The sequence below is a fragment of the Ruegeria sp. CF1 genome (assembly GCF_056537445.1).
The window spans coordinates 129,426-147,496 of the sequence record NZ_JBQFRN010000008.1 but is presented as its reverse complement, the minus strand read 5'-3'; the positions used below and the strand labels follow the sequence as shown (position 1 = coordinate 147,496).

Below are 18,071 nucleotides of genomic sequence, written 5' to 3'. Positions count from 1 at the left end.
GAGAAGACGCAAGGTATAGACACCGCGACTAAACGCCCAATTCAAGAACTTGTTGCACGGAAACGACCAAATGACCAATCGCATAGCATTTCAGGGAGAACCCGGCGCATACAGTCACGAAGCCTGCCGGAACGCACGCCCGGATATGGACGCCCTGCCCTGCCGCACTTTCGAAGATGTGATCGAATCAGTGCGCTCAGGTGAGGCTGATCTGGCCATGCTACCGGTGGAAAATACCACCTATGGTCGTGTGGCCGATATTCACCGCCTGCTTCCGCATAGCGGGCTGCACATCATCGACGAAGCATTTGTGCGCGTGCACATCAACCTGTTGGGCGTACCGGGCGCGACTCTGGAGGATATCACTGAGGCGCATTCCCACCTCGTCTTGCTACCACAATGCGCAGGTTTCCTGAAGCAACACGGAATTCGTGGCAGGGTCAGCCCGGATAATGCTCGTGCCGCACGCGAGGTCGCCGAGATCGGCGACAAACACTCCGCAGCGTTAGCCAGTGAGCTGGCAGGTGAGATTTACGGCCTCAACGTTTTGGCCCGTCACATTGAAGATCAGGGCGACAACACGACCCGTTTTCTGGTGATGTCTCGTGAGGCCGACGAATCGCGCCGTGGTGATCACGGCATGATCACAAGTTTTGTCTTTCAGGTGCGTAACATCCCGGCGGCGCTGTACAAAGCGATGGGCGGATTTGCCACCAACGGAATCAACATGACCAAGCTGGAAAGCTATATGGTCGACGGGTCCTTCACCGCGACCCAGTTCTATGCCGATATCGTGGGTCATCCAGGCGATCGAAATGTGCAACTGGCGATGGATGAGCTTGAGCATTTTACCACCAACGTAGAAGTCCTCGGTGTTTATCCGGCGGCGCAACCTCGTGGATAGTGCAGGCAATCGGCTCGCCCCTTCAAAGGAACGGCCTGGATAGGCGGGGCAGCTACGCTTGCAGCTTAGAACGGTAACTTGAGTCCTTCGGTGCGACATCCTGAAAGTGCGGCGGACTACGGGTTGGTCACTCCGGTCCCCATGCGAAAGACCTTGCATATCGCGCCATCCATCTGCCGATACTCTCTGAATCCCATCGCCTCATAATAGCCAAGGCCGTCGAAATTATTGGCCCCGATCGTAGCATCGATAGCGGGCAATCCCTGCTGCCTAGCGGCTTGAAGAGAACGTTTGAACAACGCCCGACCGATACCACATCGCGCAGCGGACGGTTTGATATGCGTCCCAATGATGCCCCACCCGACCGCAACGCCATACGTGTTGTTTCGGGTGGCAAGCTTCAACGACTGGAAACCCAGTATCTGTCCGTCCGGCGCAACGGTAAGGCTACACTGAATCCGCTCAGGGTCGCAGATGTAATGCGTCAGTGCAAAGGCGCTGTCGGCGGGCTTGGTCCGCTTTCCGGCCGTTACAAGCGCTGTTAGCACACCGGACAAGCCATCCGCATCGGCTTCGACAGCGTCGCGTATGATCGGTCTCGTTAAAGTGCTCATCTACTTCTCGGTTGTCAGACACCATGGAGGTGTCGTTCCTCCATATCGCGCGCGAATTCGCTGAGACGGGTCTGGAACTGCCGCCTGAATCGGGATTGCCCTAACTTCAGGGATTGAAGCAATAGGCGGGCGGGCAGCGTTTTCGCACCCAGCGATGTTTCAACGCGCAGCCGTGTCCGACGTTGGGAAAGCGCCAAAAGCTCGATCACCGTGTCGCCGTTCATTCCCTTGCTGCTGGACTGGAACCGCATCAAGGACGGGCGGTCGCATTCAGTCATCTCGATAATGATATGACGTGGCTTGCCACGTATCTTGAATTCGGTCTCCCAGGTTATTCCGGCCTGCGGCACAACCGACCCCGTGACCCGACGCACATCGACCCCGCGCCGCAAGGCTTTGCGTTCGAAGCGTTCAAAATCCGAGACCATGTTGAAGACCGTCTCGATTGGGACATCGATATCTTCCTGCGCTGAAAACTGCATGATTGCTTTTCTCTGCCCTAGATTGGGTTCAGTTTCTCGTCAGTCCAACGTGTCTGCAAGCCAGTGTTGCAACAAAAAGTGCGCAATCGCACCTTTTCGGGCAGGCAACAGCTTAGGGTGATCCCCAGCGAAGGCCTGCATCATCTCGGTCCGTGTGACCCAGATCGCATCCTCGATCTCGACCGGATCGATCTGGATATCGCGCGATAACGCCTCGCCTGCGCATCCAAACATCAGGGATGCGGGAAAGGGCCAGGGTTGGCTTGCGAGATAGCTCACCGCACCCACGGGCACGCCCGCCTCTTCCATCACTTCACGCCGCACAGCGGCTTCCAGCGTTTCACCGGGCTCAACAAAACCAGCCAAAAGCGAATACATGCCTTCAGGCCAGCCCGGAGAGCGCCCCATCAGCACCGAATTGCCATGGGTAATCAACATGATGACCACAGGATCGGTGCGCGGGAAATGCTGGCCGCCGCAGGCCGGGCAACTGCGCTGCCATCCACCCTGAGACATCTCGCTGCGGGCACCACATCGGGCACAGAATTGATGCGTTTCGTGCCAGCCGATCACCGCCTTGGCGGTTGCCGCAATCTCTGCGTCTCGTGGGTTGAGGCGTGTCATGATGCGGCGCAGCTCGGCAAAGACACACCCCTCGGGCAGATCAGGGTGCTGCTGTTCGCTGCGATCGACAAAATCTCCGACACCGGATAAATCCAGCCCTTCAGCCGCCCAGCCCGAGATGTCCATGGCAAAAAGCGGCGATCCATCCTCGGATTTTCCAAGGAAAATCGGTTGCTCGATCACACCGCCCGGGCCTTGTTCGAGAATCTTGTGCGTCATCGGAAGCCGGACGAGCCGGTCCAGTGCCTCACCCTCAACCAACAGTTTGCCACGCCACAGCAACACACATGTTGCCAAAGGGTCACGATAAACCTGTGCCAGTTTGTCCGCGTCGCCGCGCAGCAAACCCGCCCGATCCAGTGCCGAGCCGCCAAATGTCACCTGTTCTGCGCGTTTCATGCCTGCCGTTCCTGACTGCCGCGCAAAGGGCTGCCACGTCTTACCTGATCGTGCAACGGGTATCGACCAAACATTTTTCGACCCTGCCGCGGAATGACCGCAGCATCGCCCCGGAAATTGCATTAAATCGACCTCATGGTGGAAACGTTGGCACACTGACAGCTAGAAGTTGAAGATATTGAAATCAAAGCATTTAATGCGACGACGAAGAGATGCGGGTGATAGCGCACGGATTCGAATCCTTGCTACATCCGATCTACACATGCACCTGACGTCATATGATTACTATTCGGATCGCCCCGAACCCGCGATTGGTTTGACCCGTACCGCCAGCCTGATTCACGAGGCGCGCAGACAGGCTGAACGCGATGACGCCCTTGTGCTGTTGTTTGACAATGGTGATAGCCTGCAGGGAACGCCATTTGGCAACTGGGCAGCTGAAAACGTGCCAGACGCCCATCCCCTGCCACGCGCGTTCAACACGTTGAACTATGACGCGATCGGATTGGGTAATCACGATTTCGGATTTGGGCTGGAACTCGTCAATCGCATCGCTCGCCAAACCGCCTGCCCAATGATTTGCAGCAATATGCAAACCACTCAGACCGAACAAGGTTGGGGTGCACACACGATTCTGCATCGGGTTGTCAGACTAAATGGACAGGACACCGCAATCCGCATCGGGGTTCTTTCTGTTTTGCCCTCTCAAACCGCACAGTGGGAAGCACATCTGCTAACGGACCGGGTCGTGGTAACAGACATTCTGGCCGCTGCGCGGCGCGCTGCTGAAGATCTCAGCGTGCAAGGTTGCGACCTGATTGTCGCCCTTGCGCATACCGGACTGGGATCGGCAATGGCCGAGCCGGATATGGAAAACGCGATCATCCCGCTGGCCGAGATGCCGCTGATTGATGCCGTCGTCGCAGGCCACACCCATCTGACACTGCCCGGAAAGGCGCATGATGGTTATCCATTCGTCGACAGTACGCGGGGGCTTGTCCATGGAACGCCGGTTGTCATGCAGGGTTGGGCCGGGTCTCATCTTGGGATCATTGATCTGACACTGCAAAAAGATACCACCGGCGATTGGCGCATTACAGGCAGCCATGTCGAAGCGCGGGCAATCGCTCAATCGGGCACAGAAATACCCGAATGCCAAAGGATCACAGAGCTGTTTGCGACCGGCCACGCTGCGACGCGCAAAAGGGTGACCAGGCCAGTGGGCACAATCCCACACACGCTGCACAGCTACTTCTCATATTGCTTACCGGATCGCGGTCTGGCCTTGGTTGCGGCGGCTCAGGTCGCTGCCCTACGCCCGCATTTGGTCGATACCGACTGGGCAGATTTGCCTATCATATCGTCAGCCGCCCCGGCAAAGTTCGGCGGGCGCACAGGAAGCAAGTACTACACGGATATCCCCTCAGGTGAGATTTCAGTTCGACATATCGCCGATCTCAGTGTCTTTCCTAATGAATTGCGCGCGGTGCTGGCCTCAGGTTCTCAGATTCGGGACTGGCTTGAGATGTCAGCCGGGCTGTTCCATCAACTTGGATCAGACGCCCCGATCGATCTTGCCGATCCTCAGCGCACGGGCTTCAACTTCGATGTCCTGCATGGCGTCACCTACCAGATCGATCTTTCGCAACCGGCGCGGTTCGATACGCTCGGTCGAGTGATTGATCCGGCATTTTCCCGCATACGCAACCTGGAATTCGATGGGCAGCCGATTGCGCCTGACCAGAGTTTCCTTGTCGCCACCAATAACTACCGCGCCAATGGCGGTGGTCATTTTCCAATTGCGCGACAAGCCCGTATGATTGACCTGCCTCAGATCAGCATACAGGATATTCTATGCAAATACGTCGCTGGCACACTGCCCGCCGACCCACTTGCACATGCACCGCGCCCCTTTTCTTTTGTACCAAACCAAAGGCAGGGCGCGATCCTGACAACGGGGCCGCGCGCGCTACACCATGTTGCAGAGCTTGCTGAGTATCATCCACGCATTCTGCCCGACGATGCGGATGGTTTCATGCGTATTCATCTGACCTTCTGACGGGTTGCCATTTTCAGGGGATGCACCTATATCGGCTTTGAGAGGTTGGCGCGGGCGAGCGCCTCGCCAACCTGGTCAGGTCCGGAAGGAAGCAGCCACAACGAGCCCCGCTTGGGTCGATGTCCAACCTCTCACTTAGAACCCATCAGCCGCAGGAGGGCGTTTATGATTGTAGCAAATTCCCTTCGGGCAGACCGGTTCTGATCCTTTCCGATCAACTGACTGCCTGAACACATCACCAGCGGATGCGCGATTGCCATCCGGCGGGATTGCTGTTTCTGATCACAGGCAGACCAATGTTACTTTCCTTATCGGACCTCGGATGGTCCTCTCATTTCGCGGCTCAGCATGCGGCTGATCCGTCACTTCTACCGTATCGCATCTCGGCCGTACACCGGGATCGACTGATCGGGCTGAGCCCTGAAGGTGAATCGCCTTTGTTATCTCTGGATCAATCAACCGGCGCATATGCCGTTGGGGATTGGGTTCTGGCGGATGAAAACAAACGCATACGCCGAGTGCTGGACCGGCGCAGCCTGCTGCAGCGCCGGGCCGCAGGTACAGGGGCAGCGGCGCAGCTGATTGCTGCAAATGTTGATGTGCTGTTCATCGTTAGTTCCTGCAACGCCGATTTCAATATGCCACGATTGGAGCGGTATCTTGCGCTGGCACATCAGGCAGGCTGCTATCCGGTGGTCGTTCTGACCAAATCGGACATGTGCGATGATCCGAGCCTTTATGTAGATCAAGCCCAATCGCTCGCCCCGTTTCTGACGGTACTTGCGGTCAACGCGCTGGATCACGGCGATCTCGAACAAGTTCTGTCGTGGTGTCCGAAAGGACAAACCAGCGCCTTGCTTGGATCATCCGGCGTTGGGAAAACGACGCTCGCCAACGGGATGACGGGGCAGGATCAGGCCACCGCAGGTATTCGCGAAGACGATGCGCGCGGCAGGCACACAACAACCTCACGCGCCTTGCATCGCATGCGCAATGGCGGCTGGCTGATCGATACGCCCGGCATGCGCGCGTTACGTCTGCTAGATGCGCAAGAGGGGTTGGATGAGGTGTTCTCGGACATCTCAGACCTCAGCCTGAATTGCCGCTTCTCGGATTGTCAGCACGAGACCGAGCCCGGATGTGCGGTGCAGGCGGCAATCGACGCTGGTACGCTTGATCCCGCGCGGCTGGACCGCTGGCGCAAGCTGCGGCGCGAAGACCAACACAATTCCGCTTCGGTGGCGCAGGCCCGCGCCCGCGACAAGGCGTTCGGCAAGATGGTGCGCAGCGTGATGCACGAGAAAAAATCCCGTAAAGGGCTATAACGAAGCTGGGCACCGACCTACCGGTGCCCAGCGCTATCAGGCGATCAGTCTAGGCCAGACTGCCGCATTCCGTCTTGCGAATGCACCGATATGGCCGATCTTGGACACTCCTAATTCGCTTGGTGCAAGCAGATGGCGCCCGGCTTTGGGTCCATAGAGATCGGCAAGACGCCAGACAGCATCCGGCGGCACCATTTCATCATCTGCGAAGGTAAACAGATCGACACGTTTGCCCAAGTCTTTCCAGCGGGCGGCGGGCAGTGTCGTGCCGATCTCTGGCACATAGCTTTTGGGGGCGGTGCACCATTTGCGCCATTGCCAATAGACTTGGGCAGGCAGGTCCGATCCAAACCCGACCAACCGTCCGGGCAGGTAGCCAAGCGCCTTGACCACCAGCGGCGCGTGACCATACCAGAACAACGCCGCCAAAGCGCGATAAGGCCAAGGGTGATCCGCCAGCGTTACCAGACCCGAACAGACACAGATCATCCTGTCGATCTGATCGATATCGGGTTGGATCGGGCCAAACATTCCGCCCAAGGAATGACCGATGCTCCATAGCTTGGCCTGTGGAAACCGTCGGCGCATCTCGGCCCGGGCGGCTGGAATGTCGATCAACGCCCAATCGGCCATGGTGACATTTGACCGCTTTTGCGAACCCACCAAAGAGTGACCAAAATCCCGGTAGTCATAGGTCAGGCAGGCCATGCCCTGTTCTTCGGCGAGCCATCGGGCGAAGTGCTGATAGTAATCCCTCGGCACCCCAGTCGCACCGTTTATGACGACCACCTTTTCGGGGTCGGCAACCGGACGGTAAAGCCGCGCCGACAACATTGCCGGGTCGGACGGGATCTGAAAATCCTCGGTCACAACCGCCTGCTGCGTGTCCAACATGGTGCCCTCCAATACCGACTGAACTGATCAGTTCACCCGAAGCGCCTCAAGTCAAGGTTGACGTGGCTGGACCGTACGTCACTTGCCTGACGCAATCTTCTTGACTCGGGCACGGCGCAGCCGATAGCCATGTCGCGATGGTTCTCGCGCCCAATCGGGCCGGGATGAAAAGGGAACACGGTGCGGTTCTGCACGGAGAAAACCGGAAAGAACCTAGTCCGAGACTGCCCCCGCAACTGTAAGCGGAGAGCAATGCCGAGATACCACTGGCCTTGAAGGCTGGGAAGGTCGGCAAAGCGATGACCCGCAAGTCAGGAGACCTGCCATCAGATGTAGAACCGAAACTCGGGCGGGGTGTCCGGGACGGGTTTGATCGTGCTCTGCACCGACCAACCTGTGCCACGCCCTCGCCCTGCGCGCGGAGGGCGCATTGATGATCTGGAAGACTAAAACGCACGAATTCGCGGCGACCGTGTGCCAACGTACTGGGGCAACCTGCCCCGCACTGGCGCAAATGGCGCGGGCTCTGACGCAGGCCATGTCCACCACAAAACCGGTCACAAAATCTGGGTTTGAGATTGAAGGCAGTATTGACCTGTCGCACTGCCCAGAGGGATGTACCGCCCGCTTTCGCGCCCAATGCGACCAGATACGTGTATTCTGCGGAACCGATCCTGAAATCGATACCGGCCGGCTGGATGACTACGCAGACATGATGTTCGGAACCGAGTACCGCAGCCTACCCGCAGACCTGCTAAGGAATCCTCCTTGCGCCATGCTTGAGGCTTCGCTTCTGGTGCAGCACAACGGTGGCGAAATCTCGCCACATGTTGGTGTCTAAGCCGTCAAACGGCTTGAACACGGGCCGGTTCAACGGCCCAAAGCATCTGGGCATTTGTCTCGACTGCGCAAGGACGCACCGTACGCAATCGCTTCAATGCCGCCTCAGGCCGTTCACCGCATTCAACCATCAGACGCAGAACCACCATCCCGGATCGGCCACAGCCACCACGGCAATGCACTAGCACACGGCCACCACCTGACAACGCCTGACGGGCAGTCGCGCCAACGCGGGGCCAGCGGTCCAAAATCTCTTTGGGTGGCGTGCCAAAATCTTCGATCGGCAAATGCACCCATCTGCTGGCACGCCCCTGAATATCAGCGCCAAAATTCCGCGCACCATCCTGAATCATCTCGACCTCAGTCGTCATCGAGATCACAAGTCCCGGCTTCCAGTCTGCGATAAGATCGAGGTCTTCGGTATAAGTGCCTCCGCGCCCGGGCATCGATGACAAGGCCAAGGTGCCTCCGCCAACCTGCAACGCATAAACCACCAGTTGCGACATAATCTCCCCCCAAACAAACTTCACCCAACAACATACTGGTCCAGTAAATAGAATAGAGTGGATTTTAGCCGCATACCCACGCATTCCAAAATGAAAATCGTCCCGGCCGGCTGTGGACGCGGGCGGCGGGGGCCTCTACGCTGCGGCGTAACGCGAATCCGACAGAGCAGACATGACCGAGACGCCCAGCCCCGCCTACCAGGTTCTTGCCCGCAAATACCGCCCCGAAACCTTTGCCGATCTAGTCGGTCAGGATGCCATGGTGCGCACTCTGAAAAACGCCTTCGAGGCGGACCGGATCGCGCAGGCCTTCATCATGACCGGCATCCGCGGTACCGGCAAGACGACGACCGCTCGGATCATAGCCAAGGGTATGAACTGCATCGGTCCCGATGGCAGCGGCGGCCCTACCACCGAACCCTGCGGTCAATGTGAACACTGCGTAGCCATCATGGAGGGCCGCCATGTCGATGTGATGGAGATGGACGCCGCCAGCCGCACCGGTGTCAATGACATCCGCGAGATCATCGACAGCGTCCGCTATCGCGCTGCGTCCGCGCGCTACAAGATCTATATCATCGACGAGGTTCACATGCTGTCGACCAGCGCTTTCAACGCGCTGCTCAAGACGCTGGAAGAACCCCCCGAACACGTGAAGTTCATCTTTGCCACCACCGAGATTCGCAAGGTCCCGGTGACCGTCCTGTCCCGTTGCCAGCGCTTTGATCTGCGCCGGATCGAGCCGGAGGATATGATCGGACTGCTGCGCAAAATTGCAGGTGCCGAGGGGGCACAGATTGCCGAGGATGCGTTGTCGTTGATCACCCGGGCCGCCGAGGGATCGGCGCGGGATGCGACCTCACTGCTGGATCAAGCGATCTCGCACGGGGCCGGTGAAACCAGCGCGGATCAGGTGCGCGCGATGCTGGGGCTGGCCGATCGGGGCCGGGTGCTGGATCTGATGGATATGATCCTGCGCGGCGATGCTGCAGGCGCGTTGACCGAGCTGAGCGGGCAATATGCCGAAGGGGCTGATCCACTCGCCGTCTTACGCGATCTGGCTGAAATCACGCATTGGGTTTCGGTGGTCAAGATCACCCCGGATGCCGCCGAAGATCCCACCGTTTCCCCCGACGAACGCGCCCGAGGTCAACAAATGGCCGAGGCTCTGCCCATGCGAGTCCTTACACGCATGTGGCAAATGCTGCTGAAAGCGCTCGAGGAAGTTTCCGCCGCACCCAACGCAATGATGGCTGCGGAAATGGCCGTGATCCGCCTGACCCATGTGGCCGACTTGCCTAGCCCGGAGGAGCTGATCAAGCGTCTGCAAGATACGCCTCCGCCGCCCAATGGTGGCCCCGGCAAGGGAATCGGTGCGCCCGGACATGCTCCTTCCGCGCCACAGGCTGTGGCCCGACCGGCCTATGCCGCATCGGGGATTGGCGGCAGCGCGGGCGGGCCAACGGCCGCGCTGGCCCAGGATGTGCAGGCAGCGCTGGCACGTTATCCTACATTTGAACATGTGGTTGAACTGATCCGAGCCAACCGGGACGTGAAGCTGCTAGTCGAGGTCGAAAACGGCGTGCGTCTGGTTTCCTATCAACCGGGCAGGATCGAGTTCGCACCGACCGACAACGCCCCGACCGACCTGTCGCAACGATTGGGCGCGTCGCTGCAGCGTTGGACAGGCAACCGCTGGGCTGTTTCTATTGTCTCTGAGGGCGACGCCCCGACGATTGCCGAGGTTCGGGATGCCGCTGAGCTGGCCCTGAAGGCCGAGGCGGAACAGCACCCTCTGGTGCAAGCAGTGCTGACCCATTTCCCCAAAGCGCGGATTAAGAGCATCGAAAGCGCCGAACAACGCGCCGCTCAGGTCGAAATCGAGGCCCTGCCCGAGGTTGAAGACGAATGGGACCCGTTCGAAGAAGACTGACCTTCGTGCATAGCGCCCCTCACCCAAATGCTCCCGCACCCGCCGCGGGCCATCGGCTGACGCCGATACCCCTGAGCGGCTTTGGACCCGGCAGCGCGCCTTACTCGCCGCCGGGCCCAACGGGAGGAAAGGTCTTGCCAAAGACCTTGACGACAGGCGGGAGTATCCTGACCTCTTGTGCCGCGCGGTTACGCTTCGTATCTAGGCCACAAATCGAGTGACAGGAGATTACCGATGCTAAAAGGTTTAGGCGGCTTGGGTGACATGGCCAAGATGATGAAATCCGCGCAGGATCTGCAGACCAAGATGACAGATATGCAGGAAGAGCTGAACACCATCATGGTCGTCGGCGAATCCGGTGCCGGGCTGGTCAAGGCCACCGCGACCGCCAAGGGTGAGCTGAAAGGTCTGGATATCGACCCGTCGATCTTTAACGGTGACGACAAGGAAGTAGTCGAAGACCTCATCCTCGCCGCGATCAAGGACGCCCAAACCAAAGCGCAGGAACGTTCGCAGGCAGAAATGGCCAAGCTGACCGAAAGCATGGGCCTGCCCGCAGACATCAAGCTGCCGTTCTGATACACCCTCCTGACGGATCTATGGCCGGGGCGTATTTCCCTGGCCCAATTGCGAGGGTCTCACGGTGAGTTCGAACAGCGACATCGACAATCTGATTGACCTTATGGCCAAGCTGCCTGGCCTCGGGCCCCGCTCGGCCCGCCGCGCGGTCCTGCACCTGATCCGCAAACGCGCCCTGCTGCTGACGCCGCTTTCAGACGCGATGCAGCAGGTGGCCGTCACCGCCCGTGAATGTCTGAACTGCGGCAATGTGGGCACCACTGATATCTGCGACATCTGTAACAACGAGGCTCGCGCAACCGGAGAGCTGTGTGTGGTCGAGGACGTCGCCGACCTTTGGGCGATGGAGCGTGCCGGGGTCTTCAAGGGTCGCTATCACGTTCTGGGCGGCACTTTGTCGGCTTTGGACGGGGTCGGCCCGGATGAATTGCGTATCCCCCGGTTGAAGGACCGGGTTGTGGCCGAGAGTATCACCGAGATCATCCTCGCCCTGAACGCCACCGTCGATGGTCAGACCACCGCCCACTACATCGCGGATCAGTTGGAGGGGCAGGTTCGTCTGACATCCCTGGCACAAGGTGTGCCGATTGGGGGCGAGTTGGACTATCTGGATGATGGGACGATTACGGCGGCTTTGCGGGCGAGGAAGGAAATCTGACAAAGTGTGTTCGGCATGCACTGTCAATCTACACTAGAAATTAGCTTGTGGGTAATTCAGGAAACCGCATTGACCAAGTACCCCGATCTGTTTGTCCTAAGACATGGCGAAACCGAGTGGAATACCTTGGGCAAGTTTCAAGGCCGCAAGAACTCTCCGCTAACGGAAACCGGTATCTATCAGGCGCGGCAGCAGAGGGAGATACTTGGCCGTATCCCCAACCACCCCAAACGCGTGTTCGTCAGCCCGCAGGAGCGGGCGCAACACACCGCAAGGCTGGCGATTGCACCCCAGTTTGATTTCGCAAACGATGACCGGTTAACGGAAATCGCATTTGGCCAATGGGAAGGCGCGACGCGGGAATTCATTCGGACTCAAATCGATTGCCCATACGAGTCCTATCATTGGTATTTTCGCAGCCCGGATGGCGAAAGCTTTGACGAGATCTATGAGAGGGTACAATCGTTCTTAGACGAGCAAGACGAATCCGCAATCGTGGTGACGCACGGGGTTACGTCACTGATATTGCGCGGGATTTGGCTGGGCCTTGGCATCAACGATCTGTTAAAACTTCCCAGGACCCAAGGATGTGTTTTCCGCCTGTCAAACGGCACCGAGACGATCTTGACCAAGACGGGTAGTTTGCAATGATCTTGGCGGATAAGTGTTTTTGGTGTCCTTTAGATTCAAATCTCAAATTAGCTTGAAAAACGAACAGAGTTAAATTCCACTGAGCGAAAGACTTGGAGCACATAATGACCCGCCTTCTCGCACTCACCTTAGCCGCCTTCGCCGCCACTGCTGCCCTGTCGCAGGAACTTATCGACAAAGGTTTTGTCGAAGGCTGGAACATCATGATGGACCCCAATCTTGGCAATGGGTGCCTGATACAAACCGTGTATCAGGACCTCTCGGTGGTGCGGCTAGGCTATGACGCGTTGGATAATCGCGGGTATTTCACCGTTTACAACAAGGCTTGGGGCGACATTAAACCGGGGGAACAATACCCAATCCGGTTTGAGCTGGACGGCAAGAGCTTTGATGCCACCGCCATCGGGTTCAAGCAGGATCGCGTGCCCGGCGCGACGGTGTTCTTTACGGACCGGAGTTTCGTCACCTCGATTGCGCAGAACAAGACCATGACCGTCTACAATCCCGAAGGTCAAACCGTCATGGCGATTGATCTGAAAGGCACCGCTAAAGCGCTGGATTATGCGCGCGACTGCCAGAACAAAAAACTCTAACGAATCGGATCAAACACCGCGTCTTTAGCGGTGCAATCACGGATCACGTCGCGGCCACAGGGCACCGGGTCAAGATTGCGGGACAGGCATAGGCGGACTTCTTCGATATAGCCTTGCTTACAGGTGATGGTGATCATGTCAGGCTCGAGCGTGGGATTGGCCTTGAGAAAGGCCTCTTCCACCACCGAAGCGGGCAGTTTGACCGTCGCGTCCAGCTTGCGGAACACCTCGGGGCGCGCAACTCCTGCATAAGCCTGCCGTGAAAGGGCGAAATAGTCGGGTGCACTGAGGCCCGAACAGGTGCCGTGCTTTTTCCATTGATGCCAGGCCAACCCGGATGAGCCCTGAATATCCTCCATTTCCCGCGTCATGCGGCGTGTGGGTGGCGCTTCGGACGTGCGACAATACGAAGGCCAGCCCTGATGGAATTGCGGCCAGAGCCCATGCAATATCCACCCATGATCGTGTCGCGTGTCGCACTGATCCGAGCCGCGCGCATCGCCTTCGCGGGCGCACCAATTGGGCGACCAGCTGAGCGACAGGACGTAGTAGTCAAAATCGCCCGCCTTTTCGCCCTCGGCCATCGCAGCCATGGCACTCAGCACCCACAAAATCGCCCAGCGCATTCGCCTCTTCCCTTCTTTAGCTGTCGCGACTATATAGGCCCCAAGTTCCCCGACAACGGAAACCTGCCCCATAGCTTCGGGGCCGCCGAATTCCGGCGACGGGACAGATGTATTTATAGGAGACGGGCTGATGGCAAAACCGCTTATGGCCAAGGCAACCGCCGTATGGCTGGTGGACAACACCACGATCAGCTTCAAGCAGATCGCGGATTTCGTAGGCATGCACGAGCTGGAAGTGCAGGGTATTGCGGATGGTGATGTGGCTGCAGGTGTCAAAGGGTTTGACCCGATTGCCAACAACCAGCTGACTCAGGAAGAAATTGACACCGCGCAAAACAACCCGCTGCACAAGCTGAAGCTGAAATTCAATCCGGCGGCATCAGGCGAAGAGAAACGCCGTGGTCCGCGCTACACCCCGCTGTCCAAGCGTCAGGACCGTCCGAACTCGATCCTGTGGCTGGTCAAGTTCCACCCGGAACTCAGCGACGGCCAGATTGCCAAGCTGGTCGGCACCACCAAGCCGACCATCCAGTCGATCCGCGAGCGGACGCACTGGAACATCTCGAACATGCAGCCGATCGATCCGGTTGCCCTGGGTCTGTGCAAACAATCCGAACTGGATGCCATCGTGCAAAAGGCCGCGGCCAAGAAAGCAGCCGAAGGTGGCGTGATGAGCGATGATGAGCGTCGCAAACTGGTCTCGACCGAACAGTCGCTTGAGATGGATTCAGCGCCCAAGATCCCGACCGCGATCGAAGGTCTCGAGACATTCTCGTTGTCCGAGGACACCAACGAGAAGGAAGACGAAGAGCCCATCGTCGATGCGGATAGCTTCTTCAACCTGCCCAAGGGTGGTGGTGATGAAGAAGACGAAGACGATCTGCGCCCCTGAGATGCGCATGGTCCCGGCCTCGAATAGCCGGGACCCGATTTTTTGGGTGATTTGATGCTAAAGGTTCTATCCTTATTCTTCGACGCGCATCGTGCCGTTTCAATCTATGTGTTCCTGAAATCCTGGTGGTTGGCCATTACAGGTGCCGTAGTGATGATTGCGATAGTCGCTGGCTTGCTGTTGCTGAATGACGACGGCAAGCACGAGCACGAGGCGTTTCTCACCGTCGCGGTTTTGTCGGCGACACCGATCAATGGCGATCTCAAGAACGGGGTCATTGCTTCGGTGCGCTTGCCGGATGGCTCAGCAGCATCAATCACCTCGACCGAAGGGCCGATTGCTCAGACAGTTGGAACCCAAGCCTGTATCGAGAAACGGGTTTTCGTTGAAAGTGGAGAGCCAAGGTATCGGTTCAAACTGCCACGATATTGCGAAGCGAGCTAGAAAAGCAAAACCGCCCGATGGCTCAACCGGGCGGTTTTTTTTGTTCAGATCATCTGAAACAGGATGCCTGCTACGATAGCGCCGCTGATGCCCAATCCCAGATAGGTGGCAAAGACGCGCGGTTTCACCAGTGACCACACGGCCGCCATCGCAGGTATCGAACTGACGGCGCCGGCCACCATGAACGACATCGCAGCACCCGCACTCATACCCTGCTCCATCAGACCCGCAAGAAGCGGTGGTGCGACGTAGGAGTTCAGATAGGCAGGCATTCCGACCAAGGCAGCGATGACAATTGGCACAACACCCTCACCACCAACAACGCGGGCGATCAGGTCTGCCGGAACATAGCTGACCAGCAATGCTTCGAGCACGTAGGCAAATGCCAGCCATTTGAGCAGGAACAGGCCATTGTGAACGAACTCAACCCGAAAGCGCGTCCGACGGTCAGGGTCTTGCCAGAACTTCCAGACGGGTTTGTCATCTTGCTTTGGTCCGCAACCGCAGCAACCAGCGGGTTTGTATTCACGCAACGGCTGCGCAAAGGCACCTCCCCGCATCAGGGTGCGCACGGCAAACCCGCCGAACAAACCCAACGCGACAGCAGCAACCGCTTTACCAATTGCAAACGGCCAACCCAGCGCACCCGCAGTAATCAGCAACGTCGGGGGGTCGATCAACGGTGAACTGAGCCAGAATGCCATCACGGCCGACAATGGCGCACCCAGAGCCAGCAATCCCGCGATGAATGGGATCACTTCGCAGGAACAAAATGGGGCCAGCCCGCCAAACAACGCGGCCAGAAAGATCATCCGTGTCTCGCGACCCTCAAATGCGCGGGCGACCATGACTTCGGCCCCGGTTGCCTTCAGGTATGATAGCAGCAGAACAGCAAACAGGATGTACTGGCCCGTATGCGCAAGCGCTTTGGCGGCAAAACTCACAACCTCGGTCCAGTTGCCCGGATCAAGAATGGCCACCAGTGCCAGTATGACCACGATCAGAGCCCAGGGCGTTTTGATCAGGTCGATCAGGTTTCTGGAAAGTGGCTTGGGGTTTTGGGTCAGTTCAGCCATCGTTTGCGGCCTTTCCGATTTCGTCTGCGCAGCATTCACTAAGGATGAACTGCGCCAGGTTTCTCAATTCGTCAAAGCACGCGCGGTTGATCGTGCTACGCCCGATCTTCTCTTGCTCAACTACTCCGCCAGCAGCCAGAAACCGCAGATGATGCGCCAGAGTCGAGGGCGCGATTCCTGTCCTCGTTTGAATTTCTCCAACGGTCAGGCCTGCTTCCCCAGCACGAACCAAGGTCTTAAGAACCTTCAATCGGGCTTCCGAGCCCATGGCAGAGAAACCTGCGGCAGCTTCTTCCCACATCCTTTACCTCCATTAAACTAGATTACTGGTTATTTAGTTTAATTCGTATCCTGCGTCAACCACACGTGTGCGTAAAACTCCCAACATGGTTCGCAGGGCCATAAGTCCAGATTGCCACCGCCTTAGGTCCAACCTATAACGATGCAATGGGTATTTCGGTCGACACATTCTTTTTGGAACGCAATGGGCAAGGCACCTTACAGGCGCAGCTGCAACAGCTGATTGCCGAAGGCATTCTGTCAGGACGCTTCCACGTCGGGGAAAAGCTGCCCTCGTCCCGTAAACTTGCTGCCCATTTGGGTGTCAGCCGGATTACGGTCACGCTTGCCTATACTGAACTGCTGGCCAATGATTACCTGACCGCCAAAGGCCGGTCGGGATACTATGTTTCCGAAAATGCGCCAGTGCCGCCGACCTACACGCCAGTGCGGCGCGACACCGAAGTGGTTGACTGGGATCAGGCGTTTGCTCGCCGTTTCTCGGGCGGTGATGTGCTGACAAAACCCAGCAACTGGCGTGACTACCGCTATCCCTTCATTTATGGCCAAGTCGACAGAAAGCTGTTCGATCATGCAAACTGGCGTCTCTGCGCAGTTCGGGCGTTGGGACATAAGGACTTTGATTCTCTGACCGGGGACTATGTCGATCAAGATGACCCGCTGCTGCTTGAATTCATCGCCCGGCATACTCTTCCCCGCCGTGGAATTGTAGCCCGGCCCGAAGAAATCTTGATCACCCTGGGCGCTCAGAACGCCCTTTGGCTGGCGTCTCGCATATTGCTGAACCGGAACCGTAGGGCAGCGATCGAGGACCCCTGCTATTACGCCCTGCGCGATCTTCTGATTCACTCGGAATGCAAGCTGTCTTATCTGAAGGTCGACCGGGACGGGTTGCCCCCGGAAACAATCCCTGACGATACCGACGTCATATTCACCACCCCCAGCCACCAGAGCCCGACAACCGCGACCATGCCGGTGGACCGCCGACATGCACTGCTGCGTCGTGCCCGCGAATTGGATGCCATGATCGTCGAGGATGACTATGAATTTGAAATGTCATTTCTCGGAGCCCCGTCACCGGCGCTCAGGTCAATGGATCGCGATGGGCGGGTGATCTACGTGGGCAGCTTTTCCAAGTCGCTGTTTCCGGGGCTTCGATTGGGCTACATGGTCGGGTCCGAACCCTTTATCCGTGAAGCGCGCGCCCTGCGATCTCTGGTCTTGCGTCACCCTCCTGGCCACATGCAGCGAACCGCAGCCTACTTCCTATCGCTCGGCCACTATGATGCTCAGATCCGGCGCATGTCTAAAACGCTGCAACGCCGTCGCGAAGCGATTGAGGAGGCGATTGGACAATATGGTCTGACTGTTGCTGGGCGCGGGATGCTGGGCGGATCATCGATCTGGATGCAAGCGCCGCTGCATGTAGACACCAGCAAACTGGCCCGAGACCTGCAGCGCCAAAGCGTCCATATCGAACCGGGTGAGGCATTTTTTTCAAGCCAGAACAGGCCAAAGAACTTTTATCGGCTGGGCTACTCTTCAATCTCGTCGGATCGTATCGAACCGGGAATCCAACAGATTGCTGAAGCGATCCGGCGTTCTTAAGCACTCTGGACTTAAACCGCTACCGGTTCTGGCCCTAACGCCACAGACACCCGTACGCCAAAAC

Annotated in this window: 20 protein-coding genes, 1 other RNA gene and 1 riboswitch; of the genes, 13 read left to right on the top strand and 8 right to left on the bottom strand. The window is 57.9% G+C overall.

Annotation, left to right across the window (positions count from 1 at the left end; all coding sequences use genetic code 11):
- Positions 1-70 precede the first annotated feature (70 nt).
- Positions 71-904 (top strand): prephenate dehydratase, encoded by an 834-nt coding sequence (locus ACRZ96_RS15070; RefSeq protein WP_170398663.1) that lies wholly within the window; start codon positions 71-73, stop codon positions 902-904.
- 116 nt (positions 905-1,020) lie between these two features.
- Here the strand turns inward: ACRZ96_RS15070 and ACRZ96_RS15065 are convergent, their stop codons facing one another.
- The 3 genes from ACRZ96_RS15065 to nudC are packed head-to-tail and all read right to left on the bottom strand — an operon-like array spanning position 1,021 to position 3,023.
- Entirely contained in the window at positions 1,021-1,518 is a 498-nt protein-coding gene (locus tag ACRZ96_RS15065) for an N-acetyltransferase family protein (RefSeq protein ID WP_480705795.1), read from the bottom strand.
- Between the two features lie 14 nt (positions 1,519-1,532).
- On the bottom strand, positions 1,533-2,000 hold the full coding sequence (locus ACRZ96_RS15060) for an SRPBCC family protein (RefSeq protein WP_170406543.1): 468 nt from the start codon (positions 1,998-2,000) through the stop codon (positions 1,533-1,535).
- Between the two features lie 39 nt (positions 2,001-2,039).
- Positions 2,040-3,023, bottom strand: a complete 984-nt coding sequence (gene nudC, locus ACRZ96_RS15055; RefSeq protein ID WP_170425765.1) for an NAD(+) diphosphatase — start codon at positions 3,021-3,023, stop codon at positions 2,040-2,042.
- Between the two features lie 196 nt (positions 3,024-3,219).
- Here nudC and ACRZ96_RS15050 point away from each other — a divergent pair, with 196 nt between their 5' ends.
- From ACRZ96_RS15050 to rsgA, 3 genes are all read left to right on the top strand, one after another.
- The gene (locus ACRZ96_RS15050) at positions 3,220-5,082 is read left to right on the top strand and encodes a bifunctional 2',3'-cyclic-nucleotide 2'-phosphodiesterase/3'-nucleotidase (RefSeq protein WP_480771693.1); all 1,863 of its coding nucleotides are present in this window, start codon (positions 3,220-3,222) and stop codon (positions 5,080-5,082) included.
- A gap of 38 nt (positions 5,083-5,120) precedes the next feature.
- An RNA gene (gene ffs, locus ACRZ96_RS15045) (signal recognition particle sRNA small type) lies at positions 5,121-5,219 on the top strand.
- Positions 5,220-5,378: 159 nt separating this feature from the next.
- The gene (gene rsgA / locus ACRZ96_RS15040) at positions 5,379-6,407 is read left to right on the top strand and encodes a ribosome small subunit-dependent GTPase A (protein ID WP_170611237.1); all 1,029 of its coding nucleotides are present in this window, start codon (positions 5,379-5,381) and stop codon (positions 6,405-6,407) included.
- Positions 6,408-6,443: 36 nt separating this feature from the next.
- Here rsgA and ACRZ96_RS15035 read toward each other — a convergent pair whose 3' ends face one another.
- Complete coding sequence (locus ACRZ96_RS15035; protein ID WP_480705799.1) at positions 6,444-7,301, bottom strand: alpha/beta hydrolase family protein; 858 nt, start codon at positions 7,299-7,301, stop codon at positions 6,444-6,446.
- Between the two features lie 122 nt (positions 7,302-7,423).
- Positions 7,424-7,643, top strand: a riboswitch (cobalamin riboswitch).
- A 91-nt stretch (positions 7,644-7,734) separates the two neighbouring features.
- Between ACRZ96_RS15035 and ACRZ96_RS15030 the strand changes: the two genes are divergently transcribed.
- On the top strand, positions 7,735-8,142 hold the full coding sequence (locus tag ACRZ96_RS15030) for a hypothetical protein (RefSeq protein ID WP_170625809.1): 408 nt from the start codon (positions 7,735-7,737) through the stop codon (positions 8,140-8,142).
- A 4-nt stretch (positions 8,143-8,146) separates the two neighbouring features.
- Here the strand turns inward: ACRZ96_RS15030 and ACRZ96_RS15025 are convergent, their stop codons facing one another.
- Positions 8,147-8,647 (bottom strand): phosphatase domain-containing protein, encoded by a 501-nt coding sequence (locus ACRZ96_RS15025; protein ID WP_170398687.1) that lies wholly within the window; start codon positions 8,645-8,647, stop codon positions 8,147-8,149.
- A gap of 172 nt (positions 8,648-8,819) precedes the next feature.
- Between ACRZ96_RS15025 and ACRZ96_RS15020 the strand changes: the two genes are divergently transcribed.
- From ACRZ96_RS15020 to ACRZ96_RS15000, 5 genes are all read left to right on the top strand, one after another.
- A complete protein-coding gene (locus ACRZ96_RS15020; protein WP_480705801.1) occupies positions 8,820-10,580 on the top strand; it encodes a DNA polymerase III subunit gamma/tau in 1,761 nt (586 codons plus the stop codon).
- A gap of 234 nt (positions 10,581-10,814) precedes the next feature.
- Positions 10,815-11,159: a YbaB/EbfC family nucleoid-associated protein gene (locus tag ACRZ96_RS15015; RefSeq protein ID WP_170398693.1), complete on the top strand. Its 345-nt coding sequence runs from the start codon at positions 10,815-10,817 to the stop codon at positions 11,157-11,159.
- 64 nt (positions 11,160-11,223) lie between these two features.
- Positions 11,224-11,817, top strand: coding sequence for a recombination mediator RecR (recR, locus tag ACRZ96_RS15010; RefSeq protein ID WP_170425779.1), 594 nt, complete (start codon positions 11,224-11,226; stop codon positions 11,815-11,817).
- 69 nt (positions 11,818-11,886) lie between these two features.
- Positions 11,887-12,468: a histidine phosphatase family protein gene (locus ACRZ96_RS15005; RefSeq protein WP_170398699.1), complete on the top strand. Its 582-nt coding sequence runs from the start codon at positions 11,887-11,889 to the stop codon at positions 12,466-12,468.
- A gap of 104 nt (positions 12,469-12,572) precedes the next feature.
- Complete coding sequence (locus tag ACRZ96_RS15000; RefSeq protein ID WP_170406567.1) at positions 12,573-13,061, top strand: hypothetical protein; 489 nt, start codon at positions 12,573-12,575, stop codon at positions 13,059-13,061.
- Here ACRZ96_RS15000 and ACRZ96_RS14995 read toward each other — a convergent pair.
- The gene (locus ACRZ96_RS14995) at positions 13,058-13,687 is read right to left on the bottom strand and encodes a ribonuclease T2 family protein (RefSeq protein ID WP_170508836.1); all 630 of its coding nucleotides are present in this window, start codon (positions 13,685-13,687) and stop codon (positions 13,058-13,060) included. The two genes, ACRZ96_RS15000 and ACRZ96_RS14995, sit on opposite strands and share 4 nt — an antisense overlap.
- A 130-nt stretch (positions 13,688-13,817) precedes the next feature.
- Between ACRZ96_RS14995 and ACRZ96_RS14990 the strand changes: the two genes are divergently transcribed.
- Together ACRZ96_RS14990 and ACRZ96_RS14985 are read left to right on the top strand one after the other, a co-directional pair.
- Positions 13,818-14,579: a DUF1013 domain-containing protein gene (locus ACRZ96_RS14990; protein ID WP_170398707.1), complete on the top strand. Its 762-nt coding sequence runs from the start codon at positions 13,818-13,820 to the stop codon at positions 14,577-14,579.
- 54 nt (positions 14,580-14,633) lie between these two features.
- Positions 14,634-15,023, top strand: a complete 390-nt coding sequence (locus ACRZ96_RS14985) for a hypothetical protein (protein ID WP_170398710.1) — start codon at positions 14,634-14,636, stop codon at positions 15,021-15,023.
- 44 nt (positions 15,024-15,067) lie between these two features.
- Here ACRZ96_RS14985 and ACRZ96_RS14980 read toward each other — a convergent pair whose 3' ends face one another.
- Positions 15,068-16,099: a permease gene (locus ACRZ96_RS14980; RefSeq protein ID WP_480705804.1), complete on the bottom strand. Its 1,032-nt coding sequence runs from the start codon at positions 16,097-16,099 to the stop codon at positions 15,068-15,070.
- A complete protein-coding gene (locus ACRZ96_RS14975) occupies positions 16,092-16,400 on the bottom strand; it encodes an ArsR/SmtB family transcription factor (RefSeq protein ID WP_170398716.1) in 309 nt (102 codons plus the stop codon). The genes ACRZ96_RS14980 and ACRZ96_RS14975 overlap by 8 nt, the downstream gene beginning before the upstream one ends.
- A 146-nt stretch (positions 16,401-16,546) precedes the next feature.
- On the opposite strand from ACRZ96_RS14975, the gene pdxR reads away from it, so the two are divergent.
- Entirely contained in the window at positions 16,547-18,007 is a 1,461-nt protein-coding gene (pdxR, locus tag ACRZ96_RS14970; protein ID WP_170398719.1) for a MocR-like pyridoxine biosynthesis transcription factor PdxR, read from the top strand.
- Positions 18,008-18,071: the final 64 nt, after the last annotated feature.

Coding starts and splice junctions, on each gene's coding strand:
- ACRZ96_RS15070 (WP_170398663.1), top strand. CDS start 71: ATGACCAATCGCATAGCATTTCAGGGAGAACCCGGCGCATACAGTCAC.
- ACRZ96_RS15065 (WP_480705795.1), bottom strand. CDS start 1,518: ATGAGCACTTTAACGAGACCGATCATACGCGACGCTGTCGAAGCCGAT.
- ACRZ96_RS15060 (WP_170406543.1), bottom strand. CDS start 2,000: ATGCAGTTTTCAGCGCAGGAAGATATCGATGTCCCAATCGAGACGGTC.
- nudC (WP_170425765.1), bottom strand. CDS start 3,023: ATGAAACGCGCAGAACAGGTGACATTTGGCGGCTCGGCACTGGATCGG.
- ACRZ96_RS15050 (WP_480771693.1), top strand. CDS start 3,220: ATGCGACGACGAAGAGATGCGGGTGATAGCGCACGGATTCGAATCCTT.
- rsgA (WP_170611237.1), top strand. CDS start 5,379: ATGTTACTTTCCTTATCGGACCTCGGATGGTCCTCTCATTTCGCGGCT.
- ACRZ96_RS15035 (WP_480705799.1), bottom strand. CDS start 7,301: ATGTTGGACACGCAGCAGGCGGTTGTGACCGAGGATTTTCAGATCCCG.
- ACRZ96_RS15030 (WP_170625809.1), top strand. CDS start 7,735: ATGATCTGGAAGACTAAAACGCACGAATTCGCGGCGACCGTGTGCCAA.
- ACRZ96_RS15025 (WP_170398687.1), bottom strand. CDS start 8,647: ATGTCGCAACTGGTGGTTTATGCGTTGCAGGTTGGCGGAGGCACCTTG.
- ACRZ96_RS15020 (WP_480705801.1), top strand. CDS start 8,820: ATGACCGAGACGCCCAGCCCCGCCTACCAGGTTCTTGCCCGCAAATAC.
- ACRZ96_RS15015 (WP_170398693.1), top strand. CDS start 10,815: ATGCTAAAAGGTTTAGGCGGCTTGGGTGACATGGCCAAGATGATGAAA.
- ACRZ96_RS15000 (WP_170406567.1), top strand. CDS start 12,573: ATGACCCGCCTTCTCGCACTCACCTTAGCCGCCTTCGCCGCCACTGCT.
- ACRZ96_RS14995 (WP_170508836.1), bottom strand. CDS start 13,687: ATGCGCTGGGCGATTTTGTGGGTGCTGAGTGCCATGGCTGCGATGGCC.
- ACRZ96_RS14990 (WP_170398707.1), top strand. CDS start 13,818: ATGGCAAAACCGCTTATGGCCAAGGCAACCGCCGTATGGCTGGTGGAC.
- ACRZ96_RS14985 (WP_170398710.1), top strand. CDS start 14,634: ATGCTAAAGGTTCTATCCTTATTCTTCGACGCGCATCGTGCCGTTTCA.
- ACRZ96_RS14980 (WP_480705804.1), bottom strand. CDS start 16,099: ATGGCTGAACTGACCCAAAACCCCAAGCCACTTTCCAGAAACCTGATC.
- ACRZ96_RS14975 (WP_170398716.1), bottom strand. CDS start 16,400: ATGTGGGAAGAAGCTGCCGCAGGTTTCTCTGCCATGGGCTCGGAAGCC.
- pdxR (WP_170398719.1), top strand. CDS start 16,547: ATGGGTATTTCGGTCGACACATTCTTTTTGGAACGCAATGGGCAAGGC.